Annotated in this window: 16 protein-coding genes; 3 read left to right on the top strand and 13 right to left on the bottom strand. The window is 41.2% G+C overall.

Features of this window, described 5'->3' with window-relative positions; translation table 11 throughout:
- Positions 1–291 precede the first annotated feature (291 nt).
- The 3 genes from CQA40_RS11740 to CQA40_RS10915 all read left to right on the top strand — a co-directional run bounded on the left by CQA40_RS11740 (position 292) and on the right by CQA40_RS10915 (position 1,918).
- On the top strand, positions 292–417 hold the full coding sequence (locus CQA40_RS11740; RefSeq protein ID WP_258864543.1) for a hypothetical protein: 126 nt from the start codon (positions 292–294) through the stop codon (positions 415–417).
- Positions 399–1,508, top strand: a complete 1,110-nt coding sequence (aroB, locus tag CQA40_RS09935; RefSeq protein WP_115520682.1) for a 3-dehydroquinate synthase — start codon at positions 399–401, stop codon at positions 1,506–1,508. Before CQA40_RS11740 ends, aroB begins: the two co-directional genes overlap by 19 nt.
- Positions 1,509–1,669: 161 nt before the next feature.
- Positions 1,670–1,918 (top strand): hypothetical protein, encoded by a 249-nt coding sequence (locus CQA40_RS10915; protein WP_147290203.1) that lies wholly within the window; start codon positions 1,670–1,672, stop codon positions 1,916–1,918.
- 127 nt (positions 1,919–2,045) lie between these two features.
- Here the strand turns inward: CQA40_RS10915 and traF are convergent, their stop codons facing one another.
- From traF to CQA40_RS09860, 13 genes are all read right to left on the bottom strand, one after another.
- A complete protein-coding gene (gene traF / locus CQA40_RS09930) occupies positions 2,046–3,863 on the bottom strand; it encodes a conjugal transfer protein TraF (protein WP_115520681.1) in 1,818 nt (605 codons plus the stop codon).
- A 137-nt stretch (positions 3,864–4,000) separates the two neighbouring features.
- The gene (locus tag CQA40_RS09925; protein ID WP_115520680.1) at positions 4,001–4,240 is read right to left on the bottom strand and encodes a hypothetical protein; all 240 of its coding nucleotides are present in this window, start codon (positions 4,238–4,240) and stop codon (positions 4,001–4,003) included.
- Positions 4,241–4,519: 279 nt separating this feature from the next.
- Positions 4,520–6,100 (bottom strand): lipopolysaccharide assembly protein LapB, encoded by a 1,581-nt coding sequence (locus CQA40_RS09915; protein WP_115520678.1) that lies wholly within the window; start codon positions 6,098–6,100, stop codon positions 4,520–4,522.
- 56 nt (positions 6,101–6,156) lie between these two features.
- A complete protein-coding gene (locus tag CQA40_RS09910) occupies positions 6,157–6,585 on the bottom strand; it encodes a YkgJ family cysteine cluster protein (protein WP_408941423.1) in 429 nt (142 codons plus the stop codon).
- A gap of 157 nt (positions 6,586–6,742) precedes the next feature.
- On the bottom strand, positions 6,743–8,602 hold the full coding sequence (gene dxs, locus CQA40_RS09905) for a 1-deoxy-D-xylulose-5-phosphate synthase (RefSeq protein WP_115520683.1): 1,860 nt from the start codon (positions 8,600–8,602) through the stop codon (positions 6,743–6,745).
- 107 nt (positions 8,603–8,709) lie between these two features.
- Positions 8,710–9,492, bottom strand: coding sequence for a flagellar assembly protein FliH (gene fliH, locus CQA40_RS09900; protein ID WP_258864541.1), 783 nt, complete (start codon positions 9,490–9,492; stop codon positions 8,710–8,712).
- Complete coding sequence (gene fliG / locus CQA40_RS09895) at positions 9,473–10,501, bottom strand: flagellar motor switch protein FliG (protein ID WP_023927388.1); 1,029 nt, start codon at positions 10,499–10,501, stop codon at positions 9,473–9,475. The genes fliH and fliG overlap by 20 nt, the downstream gene beginning before the upstream one ends.
- Before the next feature lie 93 nt (positions 10,502–10,594).
- The gene (fliF, locus tag CQA40_RS09890; RefSeq protein WP_115520676.1) at positions 10,595–12,289 is read right to left on the bottom strand and encodes a flagellar basal-body MS-ring/collar protein FliF; all 1,695 of its coding nucleotides are present in this window, start codon (positions 12,287–12,289) and stop codon (positions 10,595–10,597) included.
- Positions 12,290–12,318: 29 nt separating this feature from the next.
- Entirely contained in the window at positions 12,319–13,494 is a 1,176-nt protein-coding gene (gene hisC, locus CQA40_RS09885; RefSeq protein WP_115520675.1) for a histidinol-phosphate transaminase, read from the bottom strand.
- An 81-nt stretch (positions 13,495–13,575) separates the two neighbouring features.
- Positions 13,576–14,370, bottom strand: a complete 795-nt coding sequence (locus tag CQA40_RS09880) for a hypothetical protein (protein ID WP_115520674.1) — start codon at positions 14,368–14,370, stop codon at positions 13,576–13,578.
- 377 nt (positions 14,371–14,747) lie between these two features.
- Positions 14,748–15,737, bottom strand: a complete 990-nt coding sequence (locus CQA40_RS09870; RefSeq protein WP_115520672.1) for an LPP20 family lipoprotein — start codon at positions 15,735–15,737, stop codon at positions 14,748–14,750.
- Positions 15,738–15,956: 219 nt separating this feature from the next.
- On the bottom strand, positions 15,957–16,589 hold the full coding sequence (locus CQA40_RS09865; protein WP_115520671.1) for a hypothetical protein: 633 nt from the start codon (positions 16,587–16,589) through the stop codon (positions 15,957–15,959).
- A 44-nt stretch (positions 16,590–16,633) separates the two neighbouring features.
- The gene (locus tag CQA40_RS09860) at positions 16,634–18,895 is read right to left on the bottom strand and encodes a TonB-dependent receptor (protein ID WP_147290202.1); all 2,262 of its coding nucleotides are present in this window, start codon (positions 18,893–18,895) and stop codon (positions 16,634–16,636) included.
- Positions 18,896–19,039: the final 144 nt, after the last annotated feature.

Below are 19,039 nucleotides of genomic sequence, written 5' to 3'. Positions count from 1 at the left end.
AAAAAAAAAAAATGTAAATTTACAAGAAGTGCTTTTTTGGATATTTCGCTTTTTGCAAAAGCTCACAATATGACAAATCCGCATTGAGATATTTCGCTTTCGTAATGTGCGTTATCATACTTAAGCGAGAGAGAAATATTCAAAAGGCGTTTTACAAAATCTAAGCAGATTTGCACACGCTAAAAATTACCCCACATATAAAGCACAATACAAGCATATACACAAATTTTTGATAAAATCCGTTATTTTATTTTGCACGGATAAAAGCGTAAAGTCAAAGCATAAAGCCAAGTGCAAAAACAAAACACAAAGCAAAATCAAAGCACGCAAAGCAAGGCACAAACCAAAAATACCAAATTACCACAGCGACAAATCAGCACAACACCAAAGGAAGCACAATGCCAACCCTACACCTAGACTTCACAAAACAAGACTTCAGCTACCCCATACACATAGCCCCCCTGCGCGAGCATCTGCGCGACACACTTACCACGCTAAAGCCCACCAAAATCCTGCTTATCACAAATGAGCTGATAAAGTCCATCTACTTGCCCTATCTGCAAGAATCGCTAAAAAAACACACCACAAAAGGTGGCAATGATTTTGAGATTTTGACTTACTGCGTAGAGGACGGCGAAGTGCACAAAAATATGTCTAGCATCGAGGGGATTTTGGACTTTGCCTTTGCAAACAAGCTAGATAGAAAGTCGCTTATGATTTCGCTAGGTGGCGGGATAGTAAGCGACATAGTGGGCTTTGCAAGCGGAATCTATGAGCGCGGAATCAGCTTTGTGAGTATCCCCACGACTTTGCTAGCCCAAGTAGATGCCTCTGTGGGTGGCAAATGCGGGATAAACAACGCTTATGGTAAAAATCTAGTGGGGCTTTTTCATCAGCCAAAGGCGGTGTTTGTCGATACGCACTTTTTGCGCTCACTGCCCGTGCGTGAGCTACGCGCAGGCATAGCCGAGATGATAAAAATCGCCGTGTGCTTTGAGGAAAAAGCGTTTGAGGATTTAGAATGCTTGGAGGTATCGGGCTATATAAATGCACTAGATTTCCTAGATAGCCTAGCCCCGCATATCAAAAAAGCCATAGAGCTAAAATCTGCAGTCGTCCAAAAAGACGAAAAAGAAGCGGGAATCCGCGCGGGGCTAAACTACGGACATACTTTCGGGCACGCTATCGAAAACCTCACGCACTATACGAAGTTTTTGCACGGCGAGGCAGTGGCTATGGGTATGCGTATGGCAAACGCGCTCGCACTAAAGCTAGGCAATCTCTCACACGAGCAAGTGCAGCGCATAGATAGTGCGCTAAGCAAGTTTGGGCTAGACTTTGACTACAAAATCGATAGTGTAGAGGAGTTTTATGAAAAGCTGTTTTTGGACAAAAAATCAAAGGGCGGGAAAATCACGCTTGTCCTGCCACGCGGAATCGGCGGCGTGGATATACGAGATGATATAGATAGAGAGCTGATTTTGGAGACTTTGAGGGAGTTTGGGTAAGTTTTTGTGGGATTTTTGGTATTTTTGTGGGTGGGTTTTGTCATTGCTAGCAAGTCGCAAAACTTGCGTGGCAAAACAAGCGAAGCGAAGTTTCTTTAGTAAAACAAGCGAAGCGTAGTTTCTTTAGAAAACAAGCGTAGCGCAGTTTCTTTAGAAAAATTGTGGCAATCTATGCCACCACCGTCATTGCGAGCGAACGAAGTGAGCGTGGCAATCCACAAGAAACATTAGCGAACATTATAGATTGCCACGAATTTGCTACGCAAAACAAACGAAGTGAAGTTTCTTTAGTAATCCAAAATCAAACACGATTGACGCAGAAAATAGATTGCCACGACTTGACTTCGTCAAGTCTCGCGATGACGGATAAAGACATAGATTGCCACGCTCGCTTTGCTCGCTCGCAATGACGAAGTAGCATTTGGGTTACTAAAGAAACTTCGCTTCGCTCACTTTCTCGCAAATGACGGGAATCAATCCGCCTCCAAAAAATCACAAACCCCGCAAAAATTCTAAAAATCCCTCCAAAAATCCCCCCTACCAGCTAAAGCCGCCGCCGATTTTGACATTTAGATAGCTTGGGAGTTGTAGATTTTTAGATATTTGTGGGATACTCGTTAGGTTTAGATTGCTTTGCACAGCAATGTCTAAAAATCCTAGTATATTGATACCGCCCGTTAGGATTACGCCCTCTTTTGTCGTGTCGCGGAAGTCATACATACTGCCAAATCGCAAATCCACATACTTAAAGTCAAACATCACGCCCCCACCTATCATCTGTGAGTATGGGCGCACGGTGGAAAGCGTTTGGTTTGCTAGCAAGTCCGCATCTAGCGCAAATACTATGCGCTCTTTCCACAAAGAGTAGCTTACCCCCGCCCTTACTTGTCGATTTAGCTCGATAGTTTTTTTGTTTGTTTTGATTTTGGGTGCGTTTAGATTTTTGCCTACCAAGCCAAAGATTAGGTTTTTGGAAAATGTCGGCACATAGACAAGCCCCACATCCACGCCCCAAGTAGAAGTCTGCACGATGTCTTTGGAGTTGAAGCTGATAGCTTTGCCTATGCTATCATAGCTACCGCTAGCTTCTAGGATATAGCCCGCTGCGTGGATATATTTGCCAGCTAGCCCAAGCCCAAATGTCCCAGCTCTGCTATGCCACGCATATCCATAGCCGATAGGTAGCTCGCCAAACGCAATCGCATTTGAGGTTATGTGATGATTTCCTGTGAGGATTGATGAGTCATTATATTTTGTTTCATCTGATTTGTCTATCGTTACACCACCGCTGCCCACACTTATGCCATAGTAGTCGCTACCTGATTTTATGATGATTTGATTGTGTGTTTTGTCTATGTCGGCGTGGGCATTAGCATACGCACTAGCAAGTAGCCCTAGCGAGATTCCCCAATTGTTGTCCTTGCCACTATAAGTGATGATAAGCCCATTTTGCGTGGATACATTTAAATCATTTTGCGCTATTATGCCATTTATGGTTTCCATATCTTTTAGAAATGTATTTAGCGTAGAGCTAGAGCCAGCTTTAAGTGTGATTCCGCCCATTTTGCTAAGTAGCCCTGTTATGTCGATATTCTCTCCGCTTCCTACTTGCTCTAGCGCACCTTTTAGATTTTCGGGAGTAAGCCCGCTTACGATGCCAGCTAGTATGCCTAGCCCACTATCAGGGTGTGTGCCCTCTGTCTTTTTGATAGCGGCTTCCAAATCCTTTTTTACCCCCTCAAAATCACTAGATGACATTTTTTGCAAAGCTTCATCTACACTGCTAGGATTCTCTCCTCCTCCGTGTTTTTTTAGATATTCTGTCAAATCACTATCTGTTACGGTATCACTACTTCCTTTGCCTAGTAGATTTCTCACCACATCGCCAAACGCTCCACTTAATTGCAAATTTTTGCTATTTGCTTGTGGGGCGACATTTTGCGGAGTAGCACTTCTACCACTTACAACAGGCTGGCTACCCCCCCCCCTACTGTTATTTGTAGCAGTGCCTTTAAATAGCCCATCTAGCTCCTTATACATTTCCTCAATATTGTTTCTATCTATGTTTGTAGCAGCTAGCAAGTTTGTCTCTTTATACTCCGCACCGAAGCTATACCCGAAGCTAGATTTATTTACGATTCCTAGTAGGGCTGGGTTGTAGTAGAGAGTCCATTGGGACTGCTTGAGCGCGACACCTGCGCCACCCATACCAGCAGAGACATTGCCCACCCCGCCAAACTCTAGGGCAAAAAGCGCGTTTGCTAGCAAAGCAGGTGCTAGAAGCAGTGCACTAGATTTTGCTTTTTTTGATTTTGTGATTTGTCGTAATATTTCGTTAAGTTTGTTGTGTTTCATTTTTGCTCCTTTTTAGGGGATTTGTTTTGTATTTGTTTGGCTTATTGAAATCTAATTGTCTTCCAAAGTAGCACTAAAAATGCTATAAGCGATTCCCAAAAATGCCAAAAAAATTGAGCCAAAGACATAATATTCCATTATTTCTCCTTTTTTCTTTTGTAAATATCTTTTATGATATTTCTCATTTTGGCATTGAGAAATATCGCAAGTGCGGCAAACACTAGCGCAGTAATCAAGGCGGATATTACCAGCCACATTTCAGCTTTGTTGTAGTTTGTGGCTATCCAGCCAGAGAGTGCCAAAAAAGTGGCAACAACAATCCCAAAACAAAACTTAAAATATCCTAAGTCCTCTTTTAGTCCGTCTAATTTAGGCATCACTATCCTTTATACTTTGTGCAAATTATAACAAACACAAACAAAAAAAATGCCAAAAACTTGGGAAATATCGGGGAAATATTGGCAAATCTTAGGTGTTTTGTGTGGATTTTGCTTTTCTTTAAGCTCCCTCCGCAAGGGAGGGGGCTTAAAGAAGTTTTCACACAAATCAAAGTATTTGTCTTGCTTAAGCGCAAGCAAAATATCTATTCTATTTAAGTTTTTTGCACTATCTGCAAAACGGATTTTCAAAAAACCACCTAAAATAAAGCCTTTAGCCTACTTCCTGCAAGCATTTATCTGCATAGAGTGCGCTTTTAGCTCGGGCTCTTTTTCGACACGATTTTGCGGGATTTGCCCAAATGTCTGGCTTGCTTTGGCACAATCCCCGAGCTTATAATACCCCCACGCAAGCGAGTCAATGTAGGAAATCGAGTATGGCTCAACAAGCAGTGCTTCTTTGACATATTCGATTCCCTTTTTTATGTCTATGTCAAAATCTATCATCAAATATCCGCAGAAATTATAAAAAAACGCATCTTGATTGGTGGGCTTTTGCTTGTTTGATTGGAGTTCTTTTTTGCGCTCTTTGATAGACTTTTCTAGCTTTTTGATTGCCTCTATGGCGGATTCTTTTGCTATCTCACCCTCTCCTAGTCCATATATCGCCTCTAGTGCCAAAAATCTAGGATTTTTGCTTTGGGCGTAGATTTGGGCACTCAAATCACGCGCTTTTTCAAAATCCCCTTGCATCACATACAAATCTAGCAAAAGCCCTTGGTCAAATGGGAAACTTTGGGCTATGCCTTGTGCTTCTTGGTATTGCTTGAGTGCGACTAGGACACGCATATAGTTTGTGGCATTGGGAATGGTGGGGGATTTTTGGTAGATTTTCTCAAACACCGCCTTTGCCATATTTAGCGCATTTGAGTCGACATAAAAGCTCAACGCCTCCTCGCAAAACAAATCCTCGCATCCCTCGCTTAGCAAATGCTCGCTTAAAACCCCCAACGCTTTTTGGGTTTTTTCTTGGGATAGAAATATGACTAAAATCTTTTTTAGCACTTCTGGGTTTTTGGTTTTCTCATACAGCTCCTCAAAGAGGCTTAGGGCTTTTGGCAGCTGTTTTTGGAGCATATATAGATTTGCTAGGACATCATTTAGTGCGTCTGTATCTTCTAGCTTTTTGACTTTTTCTAGGGCGATGATTGCTTTGTCCATCTGTCCATTTTGCACAAAAGCATCGGCCAAAATCTTATTGATGATGACATCGTTTTCATCACCACTTTGCTCTACATAGAGATTTGCTAGGCTAAAGGCGGTTTGTATATCGCCTTTGCCAAGTGCGGCTTGGGCAGCTAGCTTGGCATAGTAGGGCTCTTTTGTCTTGTCATACAAAAGCAAAAAATTCTCTAAAGACTCGGCAAAATTACTATGATACAAATCATCAGCCCCCTGCAAAAGTAGCAAATCCATACTAGAATCTGCAATCTTAGGCAGAGTGAAATTCTCGCCAAAATCCTCGCTAGGAAGCGCGGTTTCTAAGTCGTTATAAGGCTGTCTTAGGGTGATTTGAGCGGTCGTGGTTTTGGAGTCTTGTATAGAGGAGGCAAAGGCGGATTCTTCATCGGTAGTTTTTGTTTTTTTAGGCGGTGTGGCTTCATTTGGTGTGGATTTTGTTGTGTTTGCTGTCGCGTCTTTTTGTGCGTTTTTTGTGCTGGTAGGCTCTGCTAGCACACCACAGATACAGACACAAGACATAGCGCAAGAGAAGGCAAATCTTGCAAGGGCGCACTTCGCGCCTTTTGCACTGCCTTTGCTATATTTTGGGATTTGTGTGCTTTGTGAGTGTGTTTTCACCTTGATTCCTTAAGAAATGGATAATAAAATTCTCTTGTGATTTTTCGCGCAAAATCTCACTTCATAGCGCAATCTTTTGTGTCTATGAGAGAATCTACGCTATTAGCAGGATTTCTTACCCCCCTACACAAAGCAAAAAGCTCTCCCAAATCCTCGCACTTCTTGCCCCTCATTTTATCCCAAAAAGGAAAATCTACGCATTGCTTTGGGCGAAGCGGATAGATTTGGCAGGATTTTTTCACTTCATCAAAAAACACGCACGCAAAGCCATTTTCATATCGCTTCTCAATAAGTGAGAATCGATACCCAACCTTTATCAAATATTTCCTAGCAAAATCCTCTAGTGAAAGGTGCAAAAAATCTGCAATCGCTTCTGCTTGGCTTAGGCTAAGAAATATATATCCACTCTCGCCCACACAACATTTGCCACCGCATTCTTTGCACGCACTTGGCACAAACTCAAAGCTAAAATCTTTGGTTGCGATTTTTGTTTGACTACAACTTTTTGCTTTGACAAAATTTTTGCCAAAATCTTGTGCCTTGCCAAAATCAAATTCCCGCACTTCGCCAACATTTTTAGCATTTGAATCGCTACTTTGTGAAGTCATTTTGTCTTCTCCAAAATCAATCATTGCTTTGCTTTTAAGAGGACTTAGACTCTGCGCTATGAGTGATTCCGTATTTGTCTAGCACTTCAATCGTGCGTGAGATGAGAGAAGCACTATCAATGCCTAAGTGCTTTTCTATATCAGCTACACTGCCGTGCGGGACAAATCCACAATCTAGCTCAAAGCTAACGATAGGCTTGCATACGCCACACTCATTTAGTAGTTCACTTATCGCGCTTGCTACGCCCCCTTGCTTGTAGCTATCACTAAACACAAACGCGATAGAATGCTCCTCAACAATGTGTATAATCTCTCTATCAAGTGGTTTGACAAAGCGCAAATCCACCAAGCTAGGAGCAAAACCTAGAAGTTCTAGTTCTCTTTGCACTAAGTGCGCCCTGCCTACACCATTTCCATAGCCGATAAGTAGGATTTCTTTGCCCTGCTTTAGCACTTCGCATTTGCCCATAGCAAACGCACTAGGTGGATAAGAGACTGATTCTAGCGTATCTAGCACAAAGCTACCACGAGGATAGCGATACGCACAAGGGGATTTGCTAAAGCCATAAGCAAAATTTACTGCTTCAATGAGGGTGGCATTATCACGCGGAGCAAAAAGCGTGAAGTTTGGGATTATCCGCAAATATGCAATGTCAAAAAGCCCTTGATGAGTTTCGCCATCTTCGCCTACGATTCCCGCTCTATCTATGCTAAATCTCACAGGCAAGGCTAAAATCCCCACATCGTGGATAATCTGGTCAAATGCTCTTTGTAAAAATGTCGAGTAAATGCTTACAAAAGGGATAAACCCCTCTTTTGCCATTGCTGCCATAGAGGTTACGCAGTGCTGCTCGGCAATCCCCGCATCCCAAAATCTATCAGGGTATAAATCCATAAGTTTGCCTAGTCCCACACCCCCGGGCATAGCAGCAGTGATTCCTACGACTTTTTTATCACTTTTTGCTAGCTCAAAAAGTGTGTTAGAATACACTTCTGTGGGTGGCTTTAGCTGACTTGGTTTTTTTAGCGGTAAGCCCGTCTCTAAGTCAAATGCACCCACTCCGTGCCATTTCTCATAAGGTCCCTCTGCGATTTTGTAGCCCTTGCCTTTTATGGTTTGGACGTGCACAACTACGGGTCGCTCCATTTCTCGCGCTCTTTTTAGGCAAAACACAAGCTCTTCTAGCTTATGTCCATCGATTGGTCCTATGTAGCTAATCCCCATTTCCTCAAACAAAATCCCCGGGGTAATTAGCTTAAAACTCTCCTCTACACGCTTTGCTAGATAGCTAGCAGAATCAGGCATTTTCTCCAAAAACTTCTTAGTAAAATTGCGAAATGACTGATACATAGGGTGAGAAATGAGATGGGATAAATGCTTACTAATCGCGCCAATGGGGCGAGCGATACTCATTTCATTGTCATTTAGGATTATTACCATTGGGTATTTTCTATCGCCTAGCTCATTTAGTGCTTCATAAGTCAGCCCCGCACTCATACTGCCATCGCCTATAAGCACCACAGGCAAGCCGTTTTTGCCCTCTAGCTTGTAAGCCTTTGCCACACCCACACCTAGCGAAATCGAAGTAGAGCTATGCCCAGCGATGAAATAATCCGCATCTGATTCTTTAGGGTTGCAAAATCCGCTAATCCCACCAAAGCACCTAAGTGTATCAAACTCCTCAAACCGCCCGCTTAGAAGTTTGTGCGCGTAGGCTTGATGAGAAACATCAAAAATAAATGGATTGTGCTTTTTGCCAAACACATAGTGCATAGCCACGATAATATCCACCGCACCCAAAGAAGAGCTTAGATGCCCTCCATTGTGGCTTACCACTTCTAAAATCCTATTTCGCAAAATCTCTGCAAGCTCGTATAGCTCGGCTATGTCCATATATTCTATGGGTTTTTTAGGAAGTTTATATTGTGTCTTGTTTGTGTGGCTACTAGGCATTTTTGGATTCTTTCTAGGCTAGGTTTTGGTGTTTGTGGTATTTGCAGTTAGTCTTTTAGATTTTCTAGCACGGATTGCTTCAAAGTCTTGTAGCGATTTGAGATAGTGCCATCGATGATTCCCCCACCATTATCGATTATCACGCCACCTTTTGTGATTGCATTATCTGCTTGTATTTTTAGCTTTGGATAGTCTTGCAAGGCTTCTTGTAGCTCTTTTAAATCCTGCGGATTTACTCGCAGATGAATATCTGTGGCATTGGCAATAGAGCCCAAAAGCTCCTTTGCTAGCGCAGTTGCTACCGCGCTAGAATCTTTATCGACTTCCTTTGCTACGACTTCTTTGGCAATGTCTACGGCTATGCCACTTAGCTCTTTTTCTAGCTCACGCAGATGGGTTTCAGAGTTTTTCATCGCATTCCCAAGCGTGATAGCAGAATCAATAAGAGAGGTTTTTTCTTTTTGGATTTCATCTTGGAATTGTGTTTTTATTTTTTCCTCGCCATCTCGTAGCCCGTCTTTGTATGCGTCATTTCGAGCGGTAGTGATTTGGGCTTCCATTTCTTGCTGTTGTTTTTCAAACTGAAGTTGAAGTTTGACAAGCGAAGTGGATAGCTCATCGATTTTGCCTAGCAATTTTTCTATCAACTCTTTCTCCAACGGGTCATCTTTTGGGATTTGCGGGATTTGCTCCTCAATGATAGATTCTTTTGTGGAATCTGGCTCATCAATCACAATAGGGCTAAACTCATAGCGCGTGATTTTGTGCTTGCTAGCACGGTCTTTTGCGATAAGGTTTTCTTCGCCAAAACTAGACAAGGACATCGTCATCTCCACCTACTTGGATTACGCCTTGTTCGCTAAGGGTTTGGACTACTTCGACAATTTTGCGCTGTGCAGCTTCGACATCACGCATTCTAACCGCACCCAAGAACTGCATTTCCTCGACAAACTGCTCGCTAGCACGCGATGACATTTGCTCTAGGAATTTTTGCTTTAGCATATCTGGGGCGGACTTTAGAGCCATAGTGAGGTCTTTTTTGTCCGCGACTTTTAGAATCTCTCTAATAGCATTTTTATCAAGTCCGATAATGTCTTCAAATGTAAACATCATTTCTTTGATTTCACTTGCTAGCTGCTCATCAATTTGCTCAATATATGCTAGCGTGGCTTTTGCTGCTTTTTGCCCTAGTCGGTTAAACATTTCGGCAACGGCGCGAGGTCCGCCTACTTCGACTTTGTAGCTTGTGAGTGATTCTAGTTTGTTTTCTAGCACGGTGGATACCCTTTTTACGACATTTGGCGATATATCGCCTAGATTTGCCATACGAATGGCGATTTCTGCGCGTGTATTGTCATCGCTAAACTGCCCCAAAGTCTCTGCTGCACTTGTGGCATCCATATGAGCCAATATAAGTGCGATAGTTTGAGGGTGTTCGTTGACAATAAAGTCTGCAAGCTGCTGCGGGCGGACTTTTGAGAGATAAGCGAAGTTTTTGGCAGACTGCATAGTCTTAGCCAGCTTATCCATAATCCGCTTGGCTTCTTCTGGTCCCAATGCTTTTGTAAGCAAATCTCGTGCGTAATCCAAACCACCTGTATTGATATATTGATTTGATTGAAATATCGCATAAAATTCCTCAATAACTGCGCCACCTATGGCTTTATCTGTGCCTTTTAGCTGCATAATCTGTCGCGAAATTTCTGTGATTCCATCAATATCAAGATTTTTGAAAATCTCGCTAGTGAGTTCCTCGCCCACCTGAATAAGCAAAATGGCGATTTTTTCACTCATTGAGAGTTCATCATATTGCGCCCTTTGTCGTTGGTTTAGTGCCATTTTGTCTCCTTAAGATTTTTGCTTTTTTGTTTTTGTCGTGCTTGGCTAGAATCTAAATCGGCTATTTTAGACAAATTAGATTCTAGCTAAAATCTAGCTTGTGCGCTCTGTGGGTGTGCCTATCTCATCGTGGATAAGTTTTTGGAAAAGAGAAGCAACTTCTTCGGGCTTTTCTTGGATAAGAGCGCGGATTTTTTCTAGCAATACTTCGTATTTGACTTCATCTTCGCTAAATCCTGCGCCACTAAGCCCAAGCTGGTCTTCTATGCGCTTTTTCATATCGCCAAAGCGCGAAGTAAGCTCATCATCATCATCATCGACTTCAAATAGCGACTCGACTTTGTCCTCCTCTGCATCTTGCATTTCTAGCATTCTCTCTGCAAATGGAGCGATGACTTTCTTGTAGAATATGAAAATAATCACAGCGATGATGACATATTTTAGCAACGGAATGTATTGCGCAATAAGTGCGGTAGCTTTTTCTACAAAAGTTTGTGGGGCTTTTAGCCGCTCATTTTTAGAAAAATCCCAATCAGAAACCGTTACAGAATCCCCTCTATTTGCATTATAGCCGATAGCATCTTGGACTTGTTTTTCTAGCTTTGCTATGCGCTCTGGGGTAAAAGGCACATATTCTAGCACTTCATCGCCATTTTCATTCGTAGTGAGCTGCTGCTCGCCATTTATCAGCACAGAAGCAGTCATACGAATAGGCTCACCGGGCGAAAACTTCGTCTTTATGGTTTCATTGCCTATTTCGTTATTTACGATTGTTTCGCTTTCATCTTCTTTTGTGAGTCCATTTTCATTATCCAAATCCTGCACAGGTCCTATGTTTGATTCTACGCCCGGGATTCCACCTATGCGCTTCTCTCCCGGTCCTACTTTGTGCTTTTCGTAGTCCCTCTGTGCGCGTGGGAGGACTTGGGTAGGGTCAAAAGTCTGCTTTACAGATTCTCTCTGGCTAAAGTCATATTGCAAATGCACGATAGCCACCACCTTGCTAGCACCACCTGCAAGCGGACTTAGCAAGCGCACAATATCATCTGCCTTTTTTTGCTCCTCTTTATGCACGAAAGCATATTGTTGCTTTAGCACTTCATTTAGCCCAAGTAGTTCATTATCCTCGCCTAGAGGCATACCATTGCTATCTACGATTTTGACATTTTCGGGAGTGAGCTTGGGGATAGCAGCAGATACGAGGTTTTTTATCCCTGTGATTTGAAATGATGAAAGCTGTGCGCCGGGCTTTATCTGCACCATAACTGCGGCTGTGGGTGGCACAGAAGTAGAGACAAAAAGACTTTCTTTTGGATTTGCAATTTGCACGCTTGCTTTAAAAATCGGCTCTAGTGCCTCAATCGTGCGCGTTAGCTCGCCCTCTGTGGCGCGCAAAAACTTCACTTGCTGGGTAAAATCTGTCGCAGCAATGTCATTGGTATCAAAGACTTCAAAGCCTACTTTGGAGGTTTTGGGGATTCCTCGTGCGGCTAGCTCGATACGCTCTTCTGCCACGCGCTCTGCGGGAATCTCAATAACATCATTGCGTGGGATTCTATAAGGAATCTGCTTTTCTTTTAGGTAGTCCAAAATCAGCGCATTATCCGCAGAATCTAGCTTATCAAATAGCACGCCGTATTCGCTTTGGGTTTTTTTGCCCGAAAACACAACCAAAAACACAAAAAACGCGATTAAAATCACTAGCGTAGTGGCAATGACAATGCGCTGTTTTTTGTTGAGTTTGCTATAAATTTTGTGCACACTCTCTAAAAATACTTTTGCATCCACTTGCTATCCTTTTTGTTGTTTTTGCTATTTTATGCTTTTTGCACGCTTGATAATACTCTATCTAGGCACTGCAACACTCGTGTGTTTTGAGAATCTAGTCCGATAGTGATTCTGCAAGCATTCATTTTGTAGCTTGCTAGATTGCGGATAATTATGCCCTCCCTCAAAAGTCGCTCACACACTTCGCTAGAATCTATCTCCTTTGGCAAAACAAAAGTGATAAAATTTGTAAAAGAGGGGATATATTCTATATTTTTAGACACTGCAAAATCCTCATACCGCTTCATTTGATTAAAATTCTCTCTTATGCAGTTTTTTATAAAATCATCATCTTTAAGTGCCTCAATAGCAGCGATAAGGCTAAGAGTAGTGATATTAAAAGGTGGGCGCACTTTGTGCAACACAGCGATAATCTCCGCACTTGCTATGCCATATCCCACGCGCATACCACCTAGTCCATAAGCCTTAGAAAAAGTGCCTAGATAGATAGCATTTGGAAAGCATTGAGTGATTTTTTGCGGAGAGATAGCTTTGGCAGAATCTTTAAAAGAAGCAAACTCTTGATACGCCCCATCAATAAGCACAAGGCTTTGAGAGGATTTGCTTTTAGCACACTCTAAGAACTCATAGACTTGCTTTGCATTTAGGCACTCTCCTAGCGGGTTGTTTGGCACGCATAGGAAAATAATTTCAGGGTTAGGTTCTAGCTTGGCTTCAAATTCGGCTAGATTGTGGAAGTTGCTCTGTGTGCGGAGAATCCTAAAGCCCGCGATTTTGGCATATATCTCATACATAGCAAATGTAACGCCAGACATAAGGACGGCTGGCTTTTGCGTGTTTTCTTGGCTTTTGTGTGTTTCATTCTTGGCTTTGTCTGATTTATCGTGTGCGTTTTCTTTTGCCCTCACGCACATTTCGATGACTTGGTCGCTACCAGAGCCTATGATTAGATTTTCTACTCCCACGCCAAATCGCTGCGCTAATGCTTCTTTTAGTGCTAGCATAGAATCATCAGGGTAGAGATGAGCTTTTTTGGCATTTGCTTGCAGTGCTTCTATCACGCGTGGTGAGCTAGAGAAAGGATTTTCATTGCTAGCTAGCTTGATAATATCACTCTCTTTTAAGCCAAAATTTCGCACCACCTCCTCTATGGGTTTGCCCGCTTGATAAGTGGCGATATGTTCTAGTTCTGTGTTAAAGCGCATTGCCTCACTACCCCTAGATTTTTTTATATAGACTTTGGCAAATCATTTTGCAAAATCTTAATATTAAATCATCTGCCAAAATTACTTGCATTGAAACGAGATGAAAGACTTAAACTCGACATTTTTGCTACTTTGCAAAGGAAGCGTAAAATCATCTAGGCTAGATTCTCTTTTGCTACCTGCATTTGCGCCATTTATGGCATTTGCTCCCATATCGCTTAGCACAGCACTATGATGTCCTTGCAGATTTTGCCGATAGCTATCATCAAAAAACTCCACACGCTCCACGCTACACTTCACGCCAAACCCACCCTCTATGGCACTTTTTTGTTTCTTTATCTCTTGAGATAGATTTGCGTATGCTTCTTTGCTTGAGATAGATAGCTGCTCGCTAGTGATTATAGGCTCAATGCCGTAGTTTGCTAGAGATACCACGCCACTTTTTAGCGCAAGATAATCAATTTCTTTTATCATCGCTTGATAGTTTTTAAACTCTTCTTTGTCAAATTTGCACTCTATCACACCGCGCAAATCTGGCTCTTTATCGGCATTGCCTTGATTTTCATTTTGTAAATCAAACTCCCCTCCATTGCAGTTTTGCTCCTTTCTCACTCGCTCTAGCACACTTGAGAGCGTGCTTTTAATAAGTTGTTTTTCTTGTGCGCTTAGCTCCTTTTTTTGCGCTTTGAAGCCAAATGCACCGACATAAAGTTCAATAGGAAGTTGTTTTTGTGAAGTGAGAGTTTGTGAGAAGTGGGATTTTTCTTTGTTGCCAAGAAAGCTGTCTTTTTGCTCTACCAATCGCACGAAAAACGCTCCACCGACAAAAAGCCCGATTGCCAAAAGCCCAACGATGAAATATTTTGCAAAACCCATCTAAAATCCTTTGCATTCAAAAAATCTTTTGGGAATCTTTGGGTAGAAACCCTGCGAAAAAGCTACGCAAGAATCCGCAAGAATCCAAAACATTAGTTTTTTGGAAAATGTGAAAATTATAGCACAAAGAAATAAAAACATTTGCAAAATATGCACTTTGTGGCAAATTTGTGGTAATTTTTGCCGATATAGAGCGGTTTTAAAAAATCTTTGCAAAATCCTAATAAAAAATTGCATATTTTTTGATTGCACTTGTCTTTTGTGCACTTTGGGGTGTATTTTGGTGTGATTTTGTGCGTTTTTGCAGGCTTTCAAAATTTGCACTTTTTATAAAATCAAGCAAAAGTCTAAGCAAAAAAGCAAGTTTTAGATTTTGGCTAGATTTTAGGAATCCCACCTTGCGTTTCACCACTAAAATCTAAAAGCCTCTTATACAGCACGATACCTGCGCGTTTTATGGCTTGATTTTTATTTGCTTGGGTTTCGCTAAAATTTGCTTCCCATATCACATTGTCTGCACAATCTTTCATCACAGCTTTTAGCTCTATCCTTGTGCTTTTGCTCTCACTTGATAGAGCAGCTTCAATCTCTAGCTTGTAGGTATTTGGCTCATTTGTGATACGCGCAAATTTCGCTACCTCTCCCAAAAACACAGACTTATCGCCTTGCAAAGATTTTTCGCCCCGTGAGTTTATCTCTACTTTTAGCTTTGGCTTTGGTGCATTTGCTTTTTGCAGCTCCTCAAACGCTTCAAAATCCGCCCCCACAAATCCCAAAGCTCGCAAGATAGCGTTAGATTCTCTAGCGTTTTTTAGCTCTTTTTGCAAGGAAGCAAAATCTTTTAGGCTTAGAGTAGCACAAGTTTTTGGCAGAGATTCTAGCCTATCTAGCCCTTGCTCTAGTCGCGCTTTTATCGGCATTGCTATGTCTTTTTTGGCGATAGCGACTTCGACATAGTATGTGCCTTTTGAGTGAGATTTTTGCGTGATTTTTAGATTTTGCAAATCTAGCATTGCCGTGCTAAGAGAGATATTTTGCTCCACACTAGAATCAAAGCTATCATTTATCGCGCTATTTGTTATGTTTATGTTGGATTTTACTTGGGTTTGCACGCTTTGAGCCAAATCATTTGCAGCTTGCGCTTTTGCTTTTGCTAGGCTATCTCCCATTCCTAGTCCATAGAGTGTGTCGCTAGCACTTTTTGGGGTTAGAAACCATTTGGGTGGATTTGCCATAGAGCAACCCCCACTTAGAAAAAGCAACGCCCCAAACACGATAAAAAGCCAAAATTTCTTTAATCCCTTTGCCTGCTTGATTTTGCTTATCATCGCTTCTTTTTTTGTTTGTGGGTGATTTTTATTTTGCATACCAAGTCCTTATTTTGCATTTTGCGTGCTTTTCGCGCTATTGCTTTTATTTTTTTGCTTAGTTATTTTGCCTTGAAGTTGAAGCTTAAAAAGCTGTATTTTACACTATTTTTTCACAAAATCTAAAAATGCTTACAAATTTGTGCCAAGCATTTTTAGATTTTGCTTTATCCTTTGTCCTTGTCCTGCCTTAATTGTCATTGCCTTTGTGGTGGTGCATTATGCCAATCCATACACACCTAGTGTCGCACTTATGACAAAACCTAGCAACATAGTAAGTGTATATTTTTTGCCATTGCGCTTAAAATCACACATTAAAAGCCCCGTAATGTAAGTAATCCCCATAAACACCACAAAGCAAAACGACAGCACGCCAAACCAAAATCCAGCGCGATTAAAATGCAATGCCATAAGATTTGCCAAAAAATCATTACGATAGATAATGATTTCGTTAGGATTAGATTTTGTGATTTCAATGCTATGATTTATCCCACCAAGTATGAAGCTATTTTTATCCCTAGAGTCTTTGATTTGGGTATTAAATGGAATAGCTAGATTTTGGTTTATGTTTTGGGATTGTGCCAAAAGTGTCAAAATCTGCACCCTAGCGGATTCTCTTTGGCTAGGTTTAGATTGTATCCCAAGCGGGAAGTCAAATCCTTGCAAATATGTCCTTTGTAATTCATCTAATACCACCACCTGCCTATCTACTCCACCAAAATACCCAAATATACACACGATTCCCGTGATTTTATACATTAGTGCCAATGGAACAAAAAATAAACTAATATAAATATGCAATGCCAAAAGTTTGGAGCGGTGTTTTTTGACAATATTTTTTAGCTTTTTCATTTTGCGTTGTGTTTTGTCGTTTTTTGCAAATATTTCAAAAGTAGCTAAAACTTCGCACTAAGTGTTGCGCTTATGCTTCTTAGCTTTCCTATTTGGTGTTGTCGCGCTCCTGCTGTTGTGAGGTATCCATAGGAATCATACAATGTATTTGTCGCATTCATAACACTTAGCGAGAGTGTTAGATACTTGCTAAATTCTGCCCTTGCACCAAAATTAAACAGCGCGTAAGGTGCTTGAGAATATCTATGCGTTTCAGAAAAATATATACGAGAATAAAACGATAGAGAGGCATTTAGAAAAATATTTGCTATTTTGCTGCGCCAAATAATCGTATCTATGCTTGCATTTAGGCTAAATTTTGGCAAAAACTGCACTTGCATTCCGCCCAAATTTTGTCCTGTGCGTGGCACGCGTGTGCCTTTGGCATATCTTGCATCAATGTAGGCAAAATTTAGCATAAAAAAGCTATCACGCAAAAAGTATAATTTCCCCTCAAACTCAAATCCGTGCGAGATTTGATTGCCTAGATTTCCTATCGCGCTAAGAGGTGGATTGTCATTGATTAGCACATTCCATTGTTGATTTTTCGTATAGAGTAAAAAATAATCCGCATTTATGTAGATTCTATCTTGCCAAAAAAATCCCTTATAGCCGATTTCTGCGGTGTAGTTTGTCTCTGGCTTAAAATAATTGCTATAACCTTGAGAAAAAATCGCATTTGGAAATCCACCTGTTTTAAACCCACGCGAAGTAGAAATGTAAAATTTATGGTCATTAAAGAGATTGTATGAAAGCGCACCCCTTAGGCTGTAATTGTGAAAATCTACCTTGCTAGAGAAGCTATTTACGCTATTGGTGCTTGCCACGCCTTTTGTGTAGTTTATGTGGTTATTGTTGTATTGGTAGCGCACACCTAGACTTATCTCAAAGTTTGTTGGCAAAATGATTTTGTGGTCGCTAAAAAATGCTAGCGCAAAGTTTTTGAGCGCGTTATTATCGCCTAGCCTAGTGCTATCTTTGACAAAATGATGCCTAAAATCACTATATTGAAAAAACGCCCCATAAAGAGAGGTTGAGTTATTTGCATAAGTTTTGGTGATTTTTAGCTCATCGCTAAACTGCATTTGGTTTTCTTCCCAAGTGCTACCAAAGTTTGTGATTGGCATTTGTCTATCTTGCACGCTAAAGACATTTCTTAGATTGATATTTTCGCTTTGGTAGCCTGCCTTTAGGGCGTAGGTTTGGATATTGCGATAAATACTTGGCACACCATAAGTGCCAAAATTATGCGTAAGATTATCTTTGTTTGTTAGCTCACTATCGCTTAGGTAGAAAAAGTCGTGATTTGTGCTTTTGTCAAAAAAATAATCTAACCCCGCATAATATTTGCCATCATCATAAGAAAACGAAGCACGAGCTAGATTTGAGCTAGAAGTATCGGCTTTTGCCCCTGTTTGCGAGTCTTTTAGTTGTCCCAAAAAATCGCTATGCTTAAAACTTAGCTTGGCATATAATTTGTCCTTTATGATACTCCCGCTTGCACTGCCCATAACGGTTCTATCAAGATTGCCAAAAGTTGTGCTTAGTGTTGCTTTGGTTTTGTTGCTAATGAAGTTTGAATTTATTGATATGATTCCTGCTTGGGCATTTTCGCCATAGAGTGTGCCACTCATTCCTCTAAAAATTTCGACATTTTCTACATCTAGCAACTCTTGATTGATAAAGAAAATATCTTGTGGGACACCATCGACATATAGCCGCATACTAGGACTATAATAATAGCTTGTATGCAATCCCCTAAAAGTGATACTTGGATACGCACTACCGCCTGAATTTGTGATATAAAGTCCAGAGAACACTTGGCTTAAATCTTTTGAATTTTGGATATTTAGCTTTTGGAGTGCTTCCCCGCTCACAGAAGCGATATTGTCATTTTCATCAAAAATCTCTCTTTGAGATTTTGCCGTGCCATAAGTGATTACTCTTTCTAAAATGTGCGTTTCTATGTCGTCATTTTTTAAGTCGTTTTTGAGCACTTTTGTGAAGTCATCGCTAAGGTGTGGATTTTGTAGATTGTAGCTTGTGTCATTGGTAGTTTGCCCTAGAGCAGAATCTGCCAAATCTGCTTCTTTATCTACTTCTTTTGTGGAATCATTCTTAGCTGAATCCCTTTTGGCAGAATTATTTTTTGCAGAATCGTTTTTAGGATTTTGGGTAGAATCCTGCATAAAATCTTGCTTAGATTTTTGCGAGGCAGAATTAGCTAGATAAAGTTTGTTAGGTTTTTGGGTAGAGGGAGTTTGCAATCTTGCGTTGATTTTTGTGGGGATTAGAGAATTATCGGCCCCCCCCCCCCCCGGCTCTTTTTGATTGGTGACTGGTGCATTTCATGTAGTGGGGGTAGATCGCGGGCGTAATATGATAGAAAGATATGTGGATGTTGCGTTTGG

It is taken from the genome of Helicobacter sp. MIT 01-3238, assembly GCF_003364135.1.
Taxonomy (GTDB): domain Bacteria; phylum Campylobacterota; class Campylobacteria; order Campylobacterales; family Helicobacteraceae; genus Helicobacter_B.
This window is presented reverse-complemented; position numbering and strand designations above follow the sequence as displayed.